16 protein-coding genes and 2 tRNA genes are annotated in these 17979 nt (G+C 50.4%); 6 read left to right on the top strand and 12 right to left on the bottom strand.

Annotation, left to right across the window (positions count from 1 at the left end; genetic code table 11):
• Nucleotides 1-110: 110 nt before the first annotated feature.
• Complete coding sequence (locus FH974_RS16495) at nt 111-560, top strand: DUF3429 domain-containing protein (RefSeq protein ID WP_047887665.1); 450 nt, start codon at nt 111-113, stop codon at nt 558-560.
• 26 nt (nt 561-586) lie between these two features.
• Here the strand turns inward: FH974_RS16495 and FH974_RS16490 are convergent, their stop codons facing one another.
• Together FH974_RS16490 and FH974_RS16485 are read right to left on the bottom strand one after the other, a co-directional pair.
• Entirely contained in the window at nt 587-1873 is a 1287-nt protein-coding gene (locus FH974_RS16490; RefSeq protein ID WP_047887664.1) for an ATP-binding protein, read from the bottom strand.
• 14 nt (nt 1874-1887) lie between these two features.
• On the bottom strand, nt 1888-2616 hold the full coding sequence (locus FH974_RS16485) for a response regulator (RefSeq protein WP_207103943.1): 729 nt from the start codon (nt 2614-2616) through the stop codon (nt 1888-1890).
• 226 nt (nt 2617-2842) lie between these two features.
• Here FH974_RS16485 and FH974_RS16480 point away from each other — a divergent pair, with 226 nt between their 5' ends.
• Nucleotides 2843-3277 carry a thiol-disulfide oxidoreductase DCC family protein gene (locus FH974_RS16480; protein WP_047887662.1) on the top strand — a complete coding sequence of 145 codons (435 nt, stop codon included), beginning with the start codon at nt 2843-2845 and terminating at the stop codon, nt 3275-3277.
• Nucleotides 3278-3332: 55 nt separating this feature from the next.
• On the opposite strand, the gene FH974_RS16475 is transcribed toward FH974_RS16480, so the two are convergent.
• Nucleotides 3333-4244 (bottom strand): LysR substrate-binding domain-containing protein, encoded by a 912-nt coding sequence (locus tag FH974_RS16475; protein ID WP_047887661.1) that lies wholly within the window; start codon nt 4242-4244, stop codon nt 3333-3335.
• Between the two features lie 394 nt (nt 4245-4638).
• On the bottom strand, nt 4639-5460 hold the full coding sequence (locus FH974_RS16470; RefSeq protein WP_047887727.1) for an alpha/beta hydrolase: 822 nt from the start codon (nt 5458-5460) through the stop codon (nt 4639-4641).
• A gap of 336 nt (nt 5461-5796) precedes the next feature.
• Between FH974_RS16470 and FH974_RS16465 the strand changes: the two genes are divergently transcribed.
• Nucleotides 5797-7098: an endonuclease gene (locus tag FH974_RS16465; protein WP_242551940.1), complete on the top strand. Its 1302-nt coding sequence runs from the start codon at nt 5797-5799 to the stop codon at nt 7096-7098.
• A gap of 100 nt (nt 7099-7198) precedes the next feature.
• Here FH974_RS16465 and FH974_RS16460 read toward each other — a convergent pair whose 3' ends face one another.
• The 5 genes from FH974_RS16460 to FH974_RS16440 form a co-directional block, all read right to left on the bottom strand.
• Nucleotides 7199-7900, bottom strand: a complete 702-nt coding sequence (locus FH974_RS16460) for an MOSC domain-containing protein (protein WP_422894370.1) — start codon at nt 7898-7900, stop codon at nt 7199-7201.
• Nucleotides 7901-8130: 230 nt separating this feature from the next.
• Nucleotides 8131-9045 (bottom strand): pirin family protein, encoded by a 915-nt coding sequence (locus FH974_RS16455; RefSeq protein WP_047887659.1) that lies wholly within the window; start codon nt 9043-9045, stop codon nt 8131-8133.
• Nucleotides 9046-9901: 856 nt separating this feature from the next.
• Nucleotides 9902-9978: transfer RNA gene (locus FH974_RS16450), tRNA-Asp, on the bottom strand.
• A 41-nt stretch (nt 9979-10019) separates the two neighbouring features.
• A tRNA-Ser gene (locus tag FH974_RS16445) sits at nt 10020-10110 on the bottom strand.
• Nucleotides 10111-10220: 110 nt separating this feature from the next.
• Nucleotides 10221-10673 carry an NUDIX domain-containing protein gene (locus tag FH974_RS16440; protein ID WP_047887855.1) on the bottom strand — a complete coding sequence of 151 codons (453 nt, stop codon included), beginning with the start codon at nt 10671-10673 and terminating at the stop codon, nt 10221-10223.
• 139 nt (nt 10674-10812) lie between these two features.
• Here FH974_RS16440 and FH974_RS16435 point away from each other — a divergent pair, with 139 nt between their 5' ends.
• Entirely contained in the window at nt 10813-11937 is a 1125-nt protein-coding gene (locus FH974_RS16435) for a M14 family metallopeptidase (protein ID WP_047887854.1), read from the top strand.
• Nucleotides 11938-12152: 215 nt separating this feature from the next.
• Here FH974_RS16435 and FH974_RS16430 read toward each other — a convergent pair whose 3' ends face one another.
• Entirely contained in the window at nt 12153-13409 is a 1257-nt protein-coding gene (locus tag FH974_RS16430) for an adenylosuccinate synthase (RefSeq protein ID WP_047887853.1), read from the bottom strand.
• Between the two features lie 168 nt (nt 13410-13577).
• Here FH974_RS16430 and FH974_RS16425 point away from each other — a divergent pair, with 168 nt between their 5' ends.
• Nucleotides 13578-14477, top strand: coding sequence for a LysR family transcriptional regulator (locus FH974_RS16425; RefSeq protein ID WP_047887852.1), 900 nt, complete (start codon nt 13578-13580; stop codon nt 14475-14477).
• A gap of 82 nt (nt 14478-14559) precedes the next feature.
• Here FH974_RS16425 and FH974_RS16420 read toward each other — a convergent pair whose 3' ends face one another.
• Complete coding sequence (locus FH974_RS16420; RefSeq protein ID WP_047887851.1) at nt 14560-15840, bottom strand: NAD(P)/FAD-dependent oxidoreductase; 1281 nt, start codon at nt 15838-15840, stop codon at nt 14560-14562.
• Between the two features lie 188 nt (nt 15841-16028).
• Here FH974_RS16420 and FH974_RS16415 point away from each other — a divergent pair, with 188 nt between their 5' ends.
• A complete protein-coding gene (locus FH974_RS16415; protein ID WP_207103942.1) occupies nt 16029-17063 on the top strand; it encodes an ABC transporter substrate-binding protein in 1035 nt (344 codons plus the stop codon).
• Between the two features lie 72 nt (nt 17064-17135).
• On the opposite strand, the gene FH974_RS16410 is transcribed toward FH974_RS16415, so the two are convergent.
• Nucleotides 17136-17900 carry a DUF4344 domain-containing metallopeptidase gene (locus tag FH974_RS16410; protein ID WP_084712714.1) on the bottom strand — a complete coding sequence of 255 codons (765 nt, stop codon included), beginning with the start codon at nt 17898-17900 and terminating at the stop codon, nt 17136-17138.
• Nucleotides 17901-17979 lie beyond the last annotated feature (79 nt).

Here is a 17979-nt window from a genome sequence, read left to right as displayed (position 1 = left end):
ATTACGTCCCCCAAACAAGACGAAGTAACCGTCAGAATCTACTATGCTTTTTTACATGATGTTTTTTGTCATCCTGCATTGTTATCCAGTTCCGTTGAAGGAAGCCACTGATGACCCAGACTCCCGATCAGACGATGTCCCGCTTGGCCTACCTTGGTCTGCTGCCTTTTGTGATTACCCTGCTCTGCATCTGGCTGGATAAGACATTGTTCGGCCTAGAGGCCAGACAAGTGTTTATTGCCTACAGTGCGGTTATTTTGAGTTTTCTGGCCGGGATTTTGTGGGGAAATGCGATTGATCATATCAAAAGCACCCTGAGCCGAAATACCTTACTCTTGAGTATTCTGTTCGCAGTGATCGCCTGGGGAGTCCTGCTACGATCACCGGAACACTATGTCTGGTCACTGCTGGCTTTGCTGTTTGGCTTCATTGCTATCTGGTTTGCCGAAAAAAAGATCCGTGAAGTTGAAAAAGAAGGGCAGCCCGCCAGCTACCAGCCGATGCGAAATCGGCTGACCGGCATCGTTGCTCTGTTGCATTTGATCGCGCTGGCCAGTTAAACCGCAGGCCTTGCCAGCTTCCCCCTTTAGCAACACGCCCCAGGCAAAATAATGGTGAACCTCGCCCCACCCGTATCGCTGTCACCGACCCGCAATTCGCCACGGTGCATGGACACTACCTGACTGACAATCGCCAGCCCCAAGCCGTGCCCGCCACTCTGCCGATCACGCGCCGTACCTATACGATAGAAGGGTTGGAGAATTTTCTGCCGTTCATCCTTCGGAATCCCGCATCCATCGTCATCGACATCGATATATAACCTGCCTTGTCGGCAGTATGAGCGGACGATGATGGTGTCTTCCGCATAGCGAAACGCATTGCGCACCAGATTCGACACCGCGCGCCCAAGATGGTGCGCATCGACAGTAAACGTACAGTCGGTCGGGCACTCCAGACGCAACGTCTTATTGGTGTCTTTCTGGCACTGATTCACAGTCAGAGCCAGCACTTCAGCGACATCCTGTTCTTTCATTGCCAACGTAATACCGGAGCGCTCCATTCGGGCGTAATACAGCAGCTCATCAATCAGCTGCTCCAGCTCTTCCATATCATCCATAATACCAGCCACATACCCCTGCTGAGTGGTGTTCAGCGATGTATCTTCCAGCATTTCAAGTTGACACTGCACCCGAAAAATCGGAGTGCGTAGCTCATGAGCGATCGCATTGGTCAGTTGCTTGTGGCTGACAATCAGCTCAGCGATTTTATCCGCCATCTGATTAAATCGCTCATTCAGCCGCCCGACCCGATGGCCCGGCTTTTCCGAAGCGCGAACATTGAAGTCACCGTCAGAAAAAGCCATGGTTGCTTCTTCCAGCATGTGAAAGCGGCGCGCCAGAATTTTCAGCATCAGTGCGCTGTAAAGGGCAAAGGTCGCCACAAACGACAACCACAAGAAGCCGACTTCATAATCAAGGTATTGCCAGATCGTCTGGGTGCGGTCTGGCTCTAGATAATAAATCCATTGCTTGTTGCCAAATGTCGCCCAATACTGATTTTCATCCTCAAAAACGGCACCGTGTCTGAACAGTTGTTCTGCTTCAATGGCAGTCAGCGTGGGATGCCCCCAACTATAGCGTTCTGCCTTAAGATGGCTTCGCTCAACAAAGCCCTCAAAAAGCTGCTCAGCCTGCTCCTGCCCCCGCTGCGCCGCCACATCCCCCAGAATCTGCATTACACTGGCGACATAACTAATTTCTATTTCGGCTTCATAGTCCGGTGTCAGCTCCTCAGTGACGTAGGAAACAGCGACCACACAAAGGAAAAACAGCCCGGACAGGCCAACAAAAAACTCCAGGTAAAGCCGTTTCATTTCTGCGCTCCGTGTCACCAGCGATCCGGCACGAACAAGTAGCCTTTACCCCGTACGGTAATGATTTTTCTCGGCAGTGACGGGTTATCGTCCAGCTTCTTTCTCAGGCTGACAATTTTGTTATCAATCGTGCGATCCAACCCGTCGTACTGAATCCCCCGGGTTTCCATTACCAGGTAATCGCGGGTGAGGACCTCATCAGGCTGACTGGCCAGCAACCAGAGCAGACGAAACTCGCTGTCAGTCAGACAGATCGACTGGCCAGCCAGTTCACAAGTACGACGACGCTGATTGATTGTCAGCGCACCATAGCGATACTGGGGATCCGTCGCCGCTTGAACACCAGCCCCAGATGCACTGAACTCTGCAGGGGAAGGCATATTCAAATCACGACGCAACAACATTCGAATCCGCGCCAGTAACACGCGCGGTTTAATGGGTTTATTAACGAAATCATCAGCCCCGACTTCAAGCCCAGCCACATGATCGATGTCATCGTCACTGGCGGTCAGCATCATGATTTTACTCTTCACTTTCGCACGCACTTTCCGGCAGACACTCAGTCCATCCATGCCGGGTAACATCAAATCCAGTATGACCAAATCCGGTTGTTCACGAATAATCACAGCTGGTGCCTCATTGCCATCGGTGACGGTTATTACTTCAAACTGTTGTTGCCGAAAGTAATCCCCCAGCAAGTCACATAATTTGGCATCATCTTCCACCAGCACAATTTTGGTCATAACCCCTACCTACACAAAATAAAACAGCGTTCAACATAAGAGCAAAAAAAAGCAACCCGCCGATTATGCCAAATAGTATGATAATTTTTAAGTAAAAATACCTTTTTTGAATGGGGTTTTTTAACTAATTGATTGCCTTGCAATTACAATGCAGTGATCTCTTTTTACCTTGCAGGCCGTATACTCAGAACAGTCCAAATAACAGTCCGCGCTTAGGGATATGACAATGACACCACCTGCACTGACCCTGTTTTATGATGGCTTTTGCCCACTGTGCGTGGCTGAAATGCAGCGATTGCACCATGCCGATCAGCTGCAGCGCCTCTGTCTGGAAGATATTCAACAAGACGGTTTCGGCACACGGTACCCAGACATCGACCCGGTCAAAGCGCGGGAAATTCTGCATGGTAAAACCGCCAACGGTCAGCTATTGCTGGGGCTGGATGCGACCTATGCCGCATGGTCTCTGGTTGGCCAAAAACGCTGGATTGGCTTACTCCGGTTACCCGTGATTCGGCTCCTGGCCGATGCCGGATACCGTTTTTTTGCCCAACACCGTTATCGTTTTTCCTATCTGCTGACGGGCCGTTCATACTGCCAGACATGTCGTCTGGACAGCACAACCTGTACAGGCGAAAGCAGCAGCAATCAAGATCGTTAACCAGCGGGCAGCACACGACAATGTATACGTTGGTTACCGAGTAAAAATACCGACGTCATCGCGCTTTTTCATGCCGACCCACTTCCTGTTGCAACCAATCCGTAAATGCGGCGATTCGCTCGGCGCGCGGTGAGGTCGGATCAGAATGCAGGGTATAGCGCACACCCGGTGTCATACCGATATCAAAGGGCTTCACCAACAACCCGCGCTCAATGAAATCCCCGGCCAGACTTTCCGTCCCGAGACACACACCATGACCGGCCATCACTGCGCTTAACCCCATATCAAAGGTACTGACTTCCATCCATTGCACTTTGTCTTCGGCCATATTTACACCTGCCAGCTCAAACCATTTTCGCCAGGTAAAATTTCTGGTTTCGACCCCGTGAATAAGCCAACAGTTGAGTAACTGTTCCGGATGTTGCAGTGACAGGGAGGCAGCCAGTTCCGGCGAGCAAATTGGGTAAACCGGTTCTTCATATAAAAAGGTCGACAATATCCCCTCGCCAAGTTGCTTGCCATACCCCTGACGAATGGCAACATCAATGTGACCATACCGAATCACCGGATCGTCGGTGGTCGAATATACCCGAATAGGAATGCCGGGATGTTGCATCGTGAACTTCCATAATCTGGGCATCAACCAGCGAGAAGCAAAGGACGGCGTTGTGTTAACGGCCAGCATCCCTTCCAGCGGTTCGGCCTGGATAGCGTTCAGACCAGACACGATATGGCTGAACCCGCGAGTGACCTGTTCAAACAGGGTTTGTCCCTTCGTAGTCAGCACCATTTCCCTTCCCTGGCGGGCAAACAATTTACAGTTGAGTCCTTCTTCAAGCTGCCGAATTTTCTGACTCACCGCCGCCTGACTGACACACAGCTCATGCGCAGCTTTACTGTAACTTCTCAGTCTGGCAGCCACTTCAAAGTAACGCAGTCCTGCTAACCACCTCAGCCGATAATCCATTTCAGCCCATAACTCCTGCTTATAGTAAGTGTAATAAATCGTCGTTCGTGACAATAGGCAATATTACGCATACTGAGACCATCAAGCCACCCCAACTAAGGACAACATCATGGTAAAGCTGGTTTTAAAATGGCACCTGGATTTTCATCTTTCCCTTTTTAATAAGGAGATAATCGGGATCAGACCCCATCGAGAAAAACGCGCATCCCTCAGTGTCTTGCCGATAAACAGCCACCTGCAACGAGACATTGGCCTGACAGCATCCAATGATCATCCGCCGTCATTCAGGAAGTATTTATAACCTTTTATTATGTTTATGTATCGGCTCGAATGAGACATCGCGGGTTGACGTTTCTGCACCTAAGCTATTCTCGAGAAATCTAAGTTCGGGAAGCTATGTTCGAGAAAGAAATGCGCTGATAACAGCCGTGGCGTAGTCTGGGAATAGCTGCAGATTATTATGTTCAGCACCTGCAATGACGAACACTGCGACTTGCCGGAGGGGAAAATGTGTTATCAAGGCGTCAGTACGGGCACGGGAAATTATCTGGTCATGTTCAGCAATTATCACGGTCGTTGGTGCCGTAATCGCTTCAACACGAGCCACCGAAGCGAACTTATCTTTCAGCAATAAAGAAACGGGAAACATCCAATAAAAGTCTCTGGCAACCCGCTCAATACTGTCAAAAGGGGTCACCAGCACCAGATGTTCTACCGGGCGCGCAGCCGCGACATATGTCGCCACTCCCGAGCCAAGGCTTCGCCCCATCAGTGAGACAGATTGATGGCGGGGCGCAATCTGATCAAACAGAGCGACTGCATCACGGTATAAATGCTGTTCTGTTGGGTGCCCCGGATTATCGCCGTAACCCCGATACGGAATCAGATAAACACTGACATGGGTCAGCCGCTCTGACAATGGCGGGAATGGCAAGGCCCACTCCATCTGGCGCGTGAACCCCGTCAGAAAGCGGAAAAAGGGAATCGTCAGCTCGATCGCTTCGGCATTACCGCCATAGTAAATCAAGGCTTCAGGCTGCCCTGGATTGATCACCCAGCCGCTTAACGTCACCCCGTTTACGGTAAACCGGCTATTCTTTTCACCCAACATCGACATCGCTGGTTGCGGAAAATAGAGCATTTTTCTCTGGAATACAGACAACATCACTGCACTGACCAGATACACGATGATTACCAACCATAACAGACTTTTCACGGTTGCCTCCGGTTTGGTGCCAGCCAATGGCTTCTTGCCTTCTCGTTATGATCATGCCCCTTAACCTAAGGCATGGCTCTTTTAAGATTGATGCACTTTCCACCATGGTGCGACCTGCCCAACATTCTGTGATCGTCATTCAGCTTTACAGCAAACATCATTGTTTGGTCATCAGATTTTGTGATGTTCGACGAGTAACAACATTTTGTTAACCATTATGCTTTGGGCACTTTTATACCAATAAAATCAGAAGACTATATACGGACCTATATGAAAAGCTATATGAAAGGCTATTTGAACTGTAAAACTTTTACTTTGAGTGCGCTTGCGCTCCTGATGTCTCATAACAGTGTTGCTCAAATCGTGAATGGCGACTTTGAGCAATGGAATGGCAATGTGCCTGCTGGCTGGCAAGTCATTGATAGTGGGATCAGCCTCGCTCCCTCTTCAACCCAGGTAAAATCAGGTGGATTAGCTGCAGAAGTGCTCGTAAGCACCAGCACACAGAGCAATACCGATTTATTGCAAACCGTGCATGTCGAGCAAGGCAAAAGTTATGATTTCAGCGTTTCAGTTTTCCATACCGAAGGGAACCTGAAAGCCCGTCTGGTCGCTGACGGCTATCAGGGCTATTCCGATAATCTCAAACCACAGCAATGGCAGGACATCAGCTTCAACTATACCGCCACCACCACGAAAGATATTCAGGTCGGCCTGCGCTTTTATGATGTTTCCGGGTTTGACGGCACTGAAGTGGTGTATGTTGATCATTTCCGTCCGACGGACAGCACGGCAATACCGCAACCACCCACAGATCCCGTTGAGCCGCCTACCGATCCGGTCGATCCGCCAGCCGGTACAGAGGATCTGGAGGCCTACTATCAGGCCGCAGAAGGTAAAACCGGTTTTGCACTAAAAACCGCGCTGCACAATATCATTCGTCAGCATAACAGCCAGGGTTACACGGCGATTTGGGAGCTGGTGAAACAGGCAGATCTGGATAACTACTATGAAAAAGACGGTTCAATTCTGGATATGTATTCAGAGAATCCTTCGGATTCAGATGCCGTTACCTTCACCAAAGTCACGAACCAGTGCGGCCAGTACAGCAAGGAAGGCGATTGTTACAATCGGGAGCATTCCTTCCCGAAAAGCTGGTTTGGCGGCAAGGTTGAACCGATGAATTCAGATGGTCATCACCTCTTTGCCACCGATGGATACGTCAATGCCAAACGAAGCAACTGGCCATTTGGTGAGGTAGGCTCCGTGACGTATACCTCAAGCAACGGTTCAAAGCTTGGGCAGGCAAAAGCTGCACTCGGCTTTAACGGGACAGTGTTCGAGCCTGTAGACGAGTTTAAAGGGGACTTTGCCCGCGCCTATTTCTATATAGCAACCCGCTACGAAAATGAAATCGCGTCGTGGGAAGGCAACACCACAAACTCAGATGCCGTTCTAGATGGCACCAACACCACAGTCTTTGAGCCTTGGCTACTGGCCATGCTCAAACGCTGGCACACCAACGATCCGGTCAGCCAAAAAGAGCTCGACCGCAATCAGTCGGTATATAAATTTCAGGGCAACCGAAATCCGTTTGTGGACCATCCGGAATTTGTCACTGCGATCTGGGGTAACTGATTCCGGTTGGATCCATTAGCCCTTTTTCTTTTGTTCCCCTTCGATTTCCCCCGTTGTTGCTGACGGGGGCAATCAGAGCTCACGCTGTCAAAGCTTATTTTCAGGCATGGCCTAACAGCCTGAAATTCCAGTTTTCTACCTGGTTGGTTTCAAGGCGCTGCTCTACCTTACTCATCCAGCTGTGGGACAATTTTCGCTGTTGCTGCAATTGTTTTAACCCTTCATGGTTTAGCGGGTCACCGAAAAAGATGTCGCACACAGCCTTCAAAGTCATGGCATTGGGTTCACGCTCAATCAGCACCAGTGGATCGGTCACACTGACCAAACCCGGTTGAATAACGCGGTATAACCAGCCACAACGGCTGATGGCCTGCATATTGACCGAGATCTCTTCCACTCCCCAACGCTTGTTCAGTTTAAAGCAGGGTGAACGAGGCTGACTGACTTCGATCACGGCTTCACCCCAGCGATAGCGATCGCCGAGACAGACCGTTTCTTCCGTCATGCCTTCTGAACTGATGTTCTCTCCCATTCCCGGAGCTTGCCACTTTGGCGCATCTTGTTCTCCCTCCTTATGGTGCAGCTGTTGCCAGTAAGCATAATGTTCACTGGGGTATTGATGCAGCGCTCGCTCTGGTCCGCCATGATGACGCTTATCAGCACATTCATCGCCGTCCAGACCGGTCAAAGAGAGGTAAACTTTTTCCACAACGAGCGATTTATCAATCGCCGTTTCCAGACCGTACCGCTGTGCGATCTGGCCACAGTAAACCCCATTCAGGTAAAACTTCTGGTTCACAATGTTCTCCCTTTGAAAATCCGATCCTGGCAGCTGTGCTTGGCATACGTTGCCTGACAACCCACCATTTAATAAGCACTAAGTTTACCATCATTAACAAAGTGAGACTTCATCATTACGTCGGCGCAACGCTATACCGTACAAAGACAAATAAAAAACCATGACACCTTTGCAGGCCTCATGGTCACTTGGGGAATGGCTCACAGATTCATCTATCGTTTTATTTGGCTATTTTATTTGGGTAAAGGGATAAACTCTTCTTCGTCGCCGGGGACTTTATCAAATTGCTGATCCTGCCAGTCACGTTTGGCACGGGCGATTTTTTCTTTGTCACTGGAAACAAAATTCCATTCAATATACCGATGACTAATGGTTTCCCCTCCAACCACAGCGATGCGCGAGTCCTTAACCGCTTGCAAAGGGCATTCCGAGTCACCGGGCAATACCGCAAACGCGAAGCGAGGGAGCGTTTCTCCACCCAGCGTCAGTTCACCATCCAGTACATACACGGCTTTTTCGTCCGCCTCGGGCAAGACTAACGTATGACCTTCCGGAATGGCCGCCTCAAGATACAATGTGTCGTAATAACATTTAACGGGAGAAGTGGCACCATAGGCGCTCCCCATCATCACCCTGACTGTCACATCATCCTGCTTTACAACCGGAATGGTCTGGCTTTCGTAGTGGTAAAACATTGGCTCTGTATCTTCATCATCTTCCGGCAGAGCCAGCCACAATTGAAGGGCGTGAAGTGTGCGATCCTGGTTAAGCACAGCCGGGCGTTCACGTTCAGAGTGAACAATACCTTTTCCGGCTACCATAAGGTTAATGTCACCCGGGTTAATCGTCTGCTCTGTCCCCAGCGAATCCCGGTGCAAAATTTCCCCCTCAAACAGATAGGTCACGGTTGCAATACCAATGTGTGGATGCGGCCGGACATTCAGCCCGTTATTTGCGTCAAACTGAGCGGGTCCCATATGGTCGAAGAACACCCACGGGCCGACTTTCTTCAGAAAGGCACTCGGTAAAGCCCGACGCACGATAAAGTCGCCCAAGTCTTTATCCTTCGGAAACAGCAGCTGCTTGATTTCATCGCAACTGTCCGTTCGTTCACAGTGCAGCTCAGTGGTTGGCGCTTCATTACTCATGATGTTCCCTCCCTTCTTTGACTAACTCATTTTCATAAGTGTAATCATTAACGAAGTATCCGCCGGGACTTATGGTTTAAAAGGTGGAATTCAGCAGGGAAATGGTAAGAAATATTGAAAAATGATTGCCAACAAGTATTGACGATACACCTAACGTTCTACTCAGAGGCTGTGATGTCGAGGCGGAACGGCTAAGACCGTATTCGGCCGGGCTGGCGCTCCAGCGGGACTCATTTGTCCGCAGGACAAACCTAAAACCCAACACAAACAAAAAAGCCCCGTCATTTCTGACGAGACTTCGTTGTCGTGGCGGAACGGCCGGGCTGGCGCTCCAGCGGGACTCATTTGACCGCAGGGCAAACCTAAACCCCACACAAACAAAAAAGCCCCGTCATTTCTGACGAGGCTTCGTTGTAGTGGCGGAACGGCCGGGCTGGCGCTCCAGCGGGACTCATTTGACCGCAGGGCAAACCTAAACCCCACACAAACAAAAAAGCCCCGTCATTTCTGACGAGGCTTCGTTGTAGTGGCGGAACGGCCGGGCTGGCGCTCCAGCGGGACTCATTTGACCGCAGGGCAAACCTAATCCAACACAAACAAAAAAGCCCCGTCATTTCTGACGAGGCTTCGTTGTAGTGGCGGAACGGCCGGGCTGGCGCTCCAGCGGGACTCATTTGACCGCAGGGCAAACCTAATCCAACACAAACAAAAAAGCCCCGTCATTTCTGACGAGGCTTCGTTGTAGTGGCGGAACGGCCGGGCTGGCGCTCCAGCGGGACTCATTTGACCGCAGGGCAAACCTAAAACCCAACACAAACAAAAAAGCCCCGTCATTTCTGACGAGGCTTCGTTGTAGTGGCGGAGCGGACGGGACTCGAACCCGCGACCCCCGGCGTGACAGGCCGGTATTCTAACCAACTGAACTACCGCTCCAATTCTTTGTGAAATCCGGCTTGCGCTCAATTTCCAGAATGTGGCGGAGAGATAGGGATTTGAACCCTAGATACGCTATTAACGTATGCCGGTTTTCAAGACCGGTGCTTTCAACCACTCAGCCATCTCTCCGTAAGTGCGGCGAATATTACGCATTCAGGATTTAACTGTAAACCCCTCAATGATTCAAGTGGTTACATATCGACCATATTTTCTGATTTTTCTTACTTGCCGGTCAGAAATCAGCACGAAACGGTGTTTTCGCCACTAACGCCAGAACCCCAGAACGCCTGCTGTGGCAGTCTTTCCTGCTTAACCAATGCCCGCAGCGCTTCAGGGTAAAGATTCCACTGCTCAATATCTTCACAGCGCACCCAGAAAAACTCCAGATGGGATTCATTCGAAGTGATTGGCTGAGAATGTGTCAAAGACGTGTTTACCTCGAAAATCAGGTTAATCTCAGACTGTGTCACACCATGATCAAACCACTCATTTTCAGCGGCTCCGACAAATCGACCGACAGTGGCCTCGATCGAGGCTTCTTCCCACAATTCACGGGCCAGCGCTGATGCCGCAGGCTCCGCAAATTCAATATGGCCGCCAGGCAGAAAGGTCATAGTATCGCCAATCGCCCGCACCAGCAGAATATGGCCCTCGGAGCGAATGATCCCCCGCGCCAGGTAATGAAAACTCACTCGACTCTCCTGTTTTGTCTTTTTCCCAGATTCTATCCCAACTCAGACATCGGATTAAACCACATCGACTGCACGGCTCTTTAAAGTCATCAGGGTTACTGCTAACCTCTTCATTACCTCAAACCACAAAATGATAACAATGAAAATTTTCAGTAACTTCGAAAGCGGGAATATCGAGATCGTTAAAGCAGAAACGCCAGACGATATCCAACTTGCCATTCCTGCTGACAATCAATCTGACATTGCCCAATGGTTTCACTTTCGCCTGGAAAGCGAGCCGCAAATTCCCCACCACTTCAAACTGCTTAATTTGGCGAAATCTGCCTATCCGGAAGGATGGAAAGACTACGATGTCGTTGCCTCATATGATCGTGAAGAGTGGTTCCGTATTCCGGCAGATTTTGACGGTGATACGCTGAGCTTCACCGCTTACCCTGAATATGGCTCGATGTACTTCGCCTACTTCGCACCGTATTCGTACGACCGCCACCAGGATTTGTTGCATCAGGCTCAGTTGCATCCTGCCTGCCGCCTGGAAACACTAGGGGCGACACTGGACAACAATGATATGAGCCTGCTGACCATTGGTGAGCCGGAGGAAGGGAAAAAGAACATCTGGATTATCGGTCGTCAGCATCCGGGCGAAACCATGGCGGAATGGTTCATTGAAGGCATGCTGCAACGCCTGCTGGATGACACCGATACCCTGGGCCGTGCGCTACTGAACAAAGCCGTATTCCATGTGGTTCCTAACATGAACCCGGACGGCAGTATTCGAGGTCACCTGCGCACGAATGCGGTCGGCGTCAACCTGAACCGCGAATGGCAAACGCCTTCAATGGAGAAAAGCCCTGAAGTCTTTCTGGTCCGTGAGCGTATGCTGCAAACCGGAGTCGACATGTTCCTGGATATTCACGGCGACGAAGCGATTCCGTATAACTTTGTTGCAGGCAGCGAGGGCATTCCGTCTTACGACGAGCGTCATGCCGCACTGGAGAATGCCTTTAAACAGGCACTGCTAACCATTACACCAGAGTTTCAGGATGAGCACGGTTACGACAAAGATGCGCCGGGCCAGGCAAATTTGACCATTGGTTCAAACTGGGTCGCAGAGCAATTTAAGTGCCTGTCTTACACCGTTGAAATGCCATTTAAAGATCATATCAGCCATGCGGATGAAGTCTACGGCTGGTCTCCGGAACGCAGTGTGGCTTTTGGTCAGGATGTGCTGGCTGCTGTTCATGCCGTTGTTGATCAGATTTAAGCGCGGTTCGTGATACTTTGGGGCAAACACTCTGCCAGTGGCATTTGTCCTGCAGACTGAACGAAAAAAAAGCCAGTACCAAATCGGTACTGGCTTGTGCCTTAGGACTATATACCTAACGAATATGTTTCTTACATAATCTATTTATCAATAAATCCGTCTTACAAACCCAGGTCTAACATGTCTAGGTCTAACAGAATAAGTTTCTGTGACTATTAACGCATGATCATCTGTTCACGGCCTGGACCAACAGAAACCATTTTCACCGGAACACCCATCAGCTCTTCAACGCGCAGTACATAAGCCTGTGCAGCCTTAGGCAGTTCTTCAAATGCGCGACAACCCGTAATGTCTTCGCTCCAGCCTTCCATTTTCTCGTAAACTGGTGCCAGTGCAGCCGTTTGAGGCCAGATTGGGTTTTCACTGTGCTTACCGTCGTAGGCAACACAGATCTTCAGATCTTCCAGACCACTCAGGCAATCAAGCTTAGTCAGCGCCACTTCAGTTGCAGCCTGTAGTTCAACACCGTTACGTGTTGCAACAGCATCAAAATAACCCATGTCACGTGGACGACCCGTGGTTGCACCAAATTCATTAGCCGCTTCACGGAAGGCATCTTGCTCTTCCATTGCCGTGATCAACGTACCGGTACCTACTGATGAGCTGAACGCTTTCGCTACAGCAATCACACGCTCCGGACGCAGAGCAGGCAGACCGCCGCCAATACCAGCATACATAGACACAACATTCGAAGACGTTGTCCAAGGGTATTCACCGTAAACCAGGTCACGACCGGCACCCAACTGAGCTTCGAACAGCAGGTTCTCGCCTTTTGCCTGCAGCGCTTTCAGCGGCAGAGTCACGTTAGTGATTGCGTGACGCCATGGCTCAGACACTTCAAGCAGCCACTGAGTCATCTCTTCTGCAGTCTGGTTAAAATCACAGCTTGGGTACAGCGCTTTCAGCTGAGGCAGTTTCCAATCCAGCAGGAACTGAATACGTTCTTTCAGCACCTCAGGTTGCTGCAGCCAGCCAACCAGAATGCCTTTTTTCATCACACGGTCACCGTAAGCCGGCGCTATGCCCTGGCGTGTTGAACCGTAAGCACCGTCACCAAGACGCTCTTCTTCAAGGGTGTCTTCTAAAGCGTGGAGTGGAAGACAAAGAGTCGCGCGGTCAGAGATGCACAGGTTCACTTTTACGCCTGCAGCTTCAACTTCCGCCAGTTCTTGAGACAGCTTCTCAGGGCTGATCACCATACCAGGGCCTAGCACCGCCAGACAGTCAGGGTTAAATACGCCGCTCGGCAGCTGGTGCAGCTTGAACGTACCCAGGTCATTCACAACGGTGTGACCGGCATTGTTACCGCCCTGGAAACGGATACTTGCTGATGCCTGCTCAGCCAGAAAATCCACGATGCGGCCTTTGCCTTCATCACCCCAGTTTGCACCAACAACAACGATAGACGACATAATTAACTCTCCTTAATCTCGAAGCCCTTATGCTATGCCCGCTCAGCCAATAAGAAAAATTAATAATCGTTATTGGGCTAATAAGAATTCCATATGGGATTTTGTGGGACAAAAGGTAGAATAGGAGGCGGCGTACACGGCCTAACGACGGACATTAAGCGAGGAAGCATGCTCGATTTACACTGGTTAAATACATTTGTGACGTTGGCACGATTGGAGCACTTTGGTAAAACCGCTTCCGAACTGCACATGACCCAGCCCAATGTCAGTCTGCATATCAAACAACTGGAGCAGGCGACCCGGGTCAAACTGATCGAACGGAACCCCTTCAGACTGACGCAAGCAGGTGAGCGCTTACTACAAAGTGCTCAGTCAACGTTGCAGGAGTTGCAGATCTGTCAGGCCGATCTGAACGCGATCAATGACCTGTGTCGAGGCACCCTTTCCATTGCCGCCAGTGACATTATTTCACGCCTGCTGCTGATCAAACCGTTTCAGTCTTTTAAGCGGGAGTTTCCGGGGATCGACCTGTCGCTGTTTAACACCACGTCCAGTCAGGCTGCTGAGCTGGTTAAAAGTGCCAGGGCCGATCTGGGGTTTGTCATCGCTCAGAAAGAAAGTCAGCCGCTGCACTTTACTGAATTACGCCAGGTACGCTGGTGTGCCCTGGGAAACGGACTGGCTGACTGGCAACAGCAAGCCAGGGGGCAATCGCCCCATACTTCGGGAGATGGACCCACCCTGATTCTGCTGGGGCACGATACCCGTACCCGCGACCTGATCGATCTGGCGCTGCCGAGCCTGAAATTGCCCAAATACCGGGTCATGGAAGTCGGAAGTGTCGATGCTCAGATTGACTGGGCCGAGGCGGGGTTTGGCATTGCGATTGTACCGGCTTTCTCGCTGCACCCTAAACTCAACCTTAAAAGCACCATTACGCCACTGCCGGATTTTCCGACCACCAGCCTGGGATATATTGTGCGGCAGAATCAGGTGCTCTCGCGGGCAATCAAACAGTTGCTGCACTGGGTGAGCGAAGAAATTGCCAACTCGCCGCATAACCAGTAACCGGCCACTTAGGGCAACGCACAAACCCGGGCAACAAGAAGACAAAAGGCAGCCCATGCTGCCCTCTGTGCCCGTGGAATGATCAGCGCTCCAGCGCATCTTCCAGCTTAGCTTTCCACACCGCCAGTGCTAACGCTGGTGTTCGCAGCACCTTCGGGGTCGGAATCCAGCCATGCTTGATTCTGGCAAACACATCGAAACGCTCGGCAGTGCCCGACATCGCTTCGGCCACAACCCGACCGGCAATGTTAGTGAGTCCGACGCCATGACCGGTGTAACCGTGTGCAACGTAGATATCGTGACCCAGATGATCGATCTGCGGCATGTACGAACGGGTCACCGCGAACAACCCGCCCCAGTGGTAGTCCATCCTGACATCTGACAATTGTGGGAACACCTTGATCATGCGTTGACGCAGTCGCTCCATAGAGTCGGCATATTCCCCATTGAACGGGTGGTTCACGCCGCCAAACAGAATCCGCCCATCCGCGGTAGGACGATAATAATCCAGGCAATTATTCAGATCAGACATCGCCATCTTGTTACTGATCGGCTGGCGATCACCCAGCGGCTCCGTCACTGCGATATAGGACGCCACCGGCAGCACCACACTCTGCGCTTTTCTGTCTAATCCATCCAGATACGCATTGCAGGCCAGTAACACCTGACGGGCTTTTACCCTGCCTTTATCGGTGTGAATTACATGGGGCTGACCTTTTTCAATTTTTAGCGCCGATGTATTTTCGTACAAGGTTGCCCCCAGTTCCAGCGCTGCACGAGCCAGACCCAGGGTATAGTTTAGAGGATGTAAGTGCGCACTATTGGCGTCGAACAATCCCCCGAGATAATGCTCGGTGTGGGCAACCTGATTGATGTCGTCCTTGTCCCACCAGCTGGCGCTTGGATAGTCATACCGGCTCTGTTTCAGCTCCAGCCAGGATTGCAGTTCCGCTTCCTGACTCTTATTCAGAGCTAACTCGATGTATCCTTGCTGGAAATCACAGTCAATCTTGAATGTTTCGATGCGTTCGCGGGCGATATCCACGGCTTCACAGGATAAATCCCACAGTTGTTTGCCCCATTCCGGACCATAGGTTTCATCCACTTCACGCAGCCCCAGACAATAGCCCACCAGACATTGGCCACCGTTTCGGCCAGATCCGCCCCAAGCCAGACGACGGGATTCCAGCACCACGACCGAATAGCCTTTTTGGCGCAATTCAATGGCCGCGGAAAGACCTGTCATGCCACCACCGATGATGCAGACATCGGCTTCAACCGATTGATCCAGAGAAGGTTGCTGCGGGAAAGGGGTCACGGTCGCCTGATAATAACTATCAATGTACTGACTGTCTTTAACCATGTCTGCTGCTCGCAAAATTGTGCCTATGAAAATTGGCGCGCATGGTGTCACGGGTTCATTACCCAGACAAGCAATTTATTATCGAGACGAGATTCAAAATAATGACTTATCGCCTTTGACAGGTATCCCCCTATCCTATCATTCGCCTCGTCAATACGGACTCTGCCTGTTAAAAGGACTATGAAAACATGCATAAAGTAATTAAAGGGGTGACTGCACTTACATTTGCACTGTCCACACTGAATGCTTCTGCGGCCAGCAACGTACTGAATGTGTACAACTGGGCGGAATATATGCCGATTGAGGTACTGAAAGCATTCGAAAAGGAATACAACGTCACAATCAACTACTCAACGTTCGAAAATAACGAGAGTATGTATACCAAGCTGAAGTTGCTGGATAACAAAGGCTACGATGTGGCGTTTGCCTCTACTTACTTTATTCAGAAGATGTCGCGCGAAGGCATGCTGGCCAAAATTGACAAGAGCAAACTGCCAAACCTGAAAGACATTAAGCCGGGTTTGCTGGGCCAGCAGTTCGACCCGAACAACGACTATTCATTGCCATACGTCTGGGGCGTGACCGGTATTGCTTACAATTCTGACGTAATCAAGCCTGAGCAGGTTTCAGGCTGGAACGATTTGTGGAAGAAAGAGTTCGCCATGCAGGTAATGCTGCTGGACGATGTGCGTGATGTCTTTGGCATGGCACTGAAAGCACAGGGACACAGTATCAACTCGACCAATGAAGCCGAAGTCAAAGCCGCCTATGAGTACCTGCTGAAACTTCGCCCGAATGTGGTGGTTTATAACTCCGATGCCCCGCACGTCCCGTTTATTACCGGTGAAGCCAACATTGGCATGCAGTGGAACGGTAATGCCTATCTGGCGCAGAAAGAGATGAAAGAGCTGGCCTTCATTTACCCGAAAGAAGGTTCGATTCTATGGATGGATAACTTCATTATCCCGGCAGGCAGCGATAACAAAGACCTGGCGCACAAGTTCATCGACTTTATCTACCGGCCGGAAAATCAGGTGAAAATCGTCGAAGAGTACGGTTTCCCTGCCTCCAACGACAAAGCAGAAGCGCTGCTGCCTCAGGACGTCCGGGACAACCAGACCATTTTCCCAACTGACGAAGATATCGAAAAAGGCGAGTTCACCAATGACATTGGCGCGGCCATCCATATCTACGAAAAATACTGGCAGCTTCTGAAAAGCTAAGTCGTTGGCACTCAGACCGTCTCCGCTTGGGGACGGTCATTAAACGGGCTGTGATGTTCAGCTATAACGCCGCTATTTGCTGACAAGATAGCGATGCCAGTTGTGATCCAACTGCTGAAAAAGCGCTATACATAACTCTTTTCGCTCGGCAAGATCCTCTTTTTCGACCTCATCCAGCAAATTCTTATGTTTCTCAGGGTCGCTACCATAAACCAGACACAAGGTTGAAAAATACCGTTGTAAGTCGAAACTGTGCTCATCAATATATTCGCTGAGTTCGTAATAATCCGGGCGATCGTCAGACTCAAACGCAAACATATCTGCGGCACTGATGGCGGCGTCATCTCCACCTTCCACGTAATTGATCAGCATCAGGGTTGCAAAGTTATCGACAGCATCTTCTTCCTTGCCCAACACTGGAATATTGTGGTCTTCGACAAATGCATGCCCGGCTTCATGGAGTAAAGTATGAAGCACCGTATCAATCGCCCCCAGCTTCGGCGCTTTTCCAAACCGTTTTTCGTAGTCATTTTCCCGAAAATAATGCAGTGATTCGGTCACAAATGAGTAAGGAATATAAACAATATGTGTTTCTGGATCGTACAGCGGTCCTTCTTCTCCGCCGTACCTTACCGTCAACGTTTCCTTAAACGGAAAATAAGCGTCAGAAAGCCCAGTCAGCGTTTCATTGATACCGCTTTTCTCTATAAGCTGCCGCGCAGCCTTGTCTTCTTTACCTTTTGTTGCCAGGTACTCAACAGAGACATTTGTATCAGCCGCCATCACTGAACCGGCCAACAACATCCCCAAACCTAACAATGTCATCGTTGATTTCATGCAAACCCTTATTCCGGCACCCACCAGGAGAATGGCCGAATCATAACGGTAAGCCAGCTCCTAACCAAGCCACTTAACT

This window comes from Photobacterium ganghwense (genome assembly GCF_017329545.1).
In the GTDB taxonomy this organism is placed as follows: Bacteria; Pseudomonadota; Gammaproteobacteria; order Enterobacterales; family Vibrionaceae; genus Photobacterium; species Photobacterium ganghwense.
The sequence above is the reverse complement of the archived record's forward strand: the minus strand, read 5'-3'. Positions and strand labels throughout refer to the sequence as shown.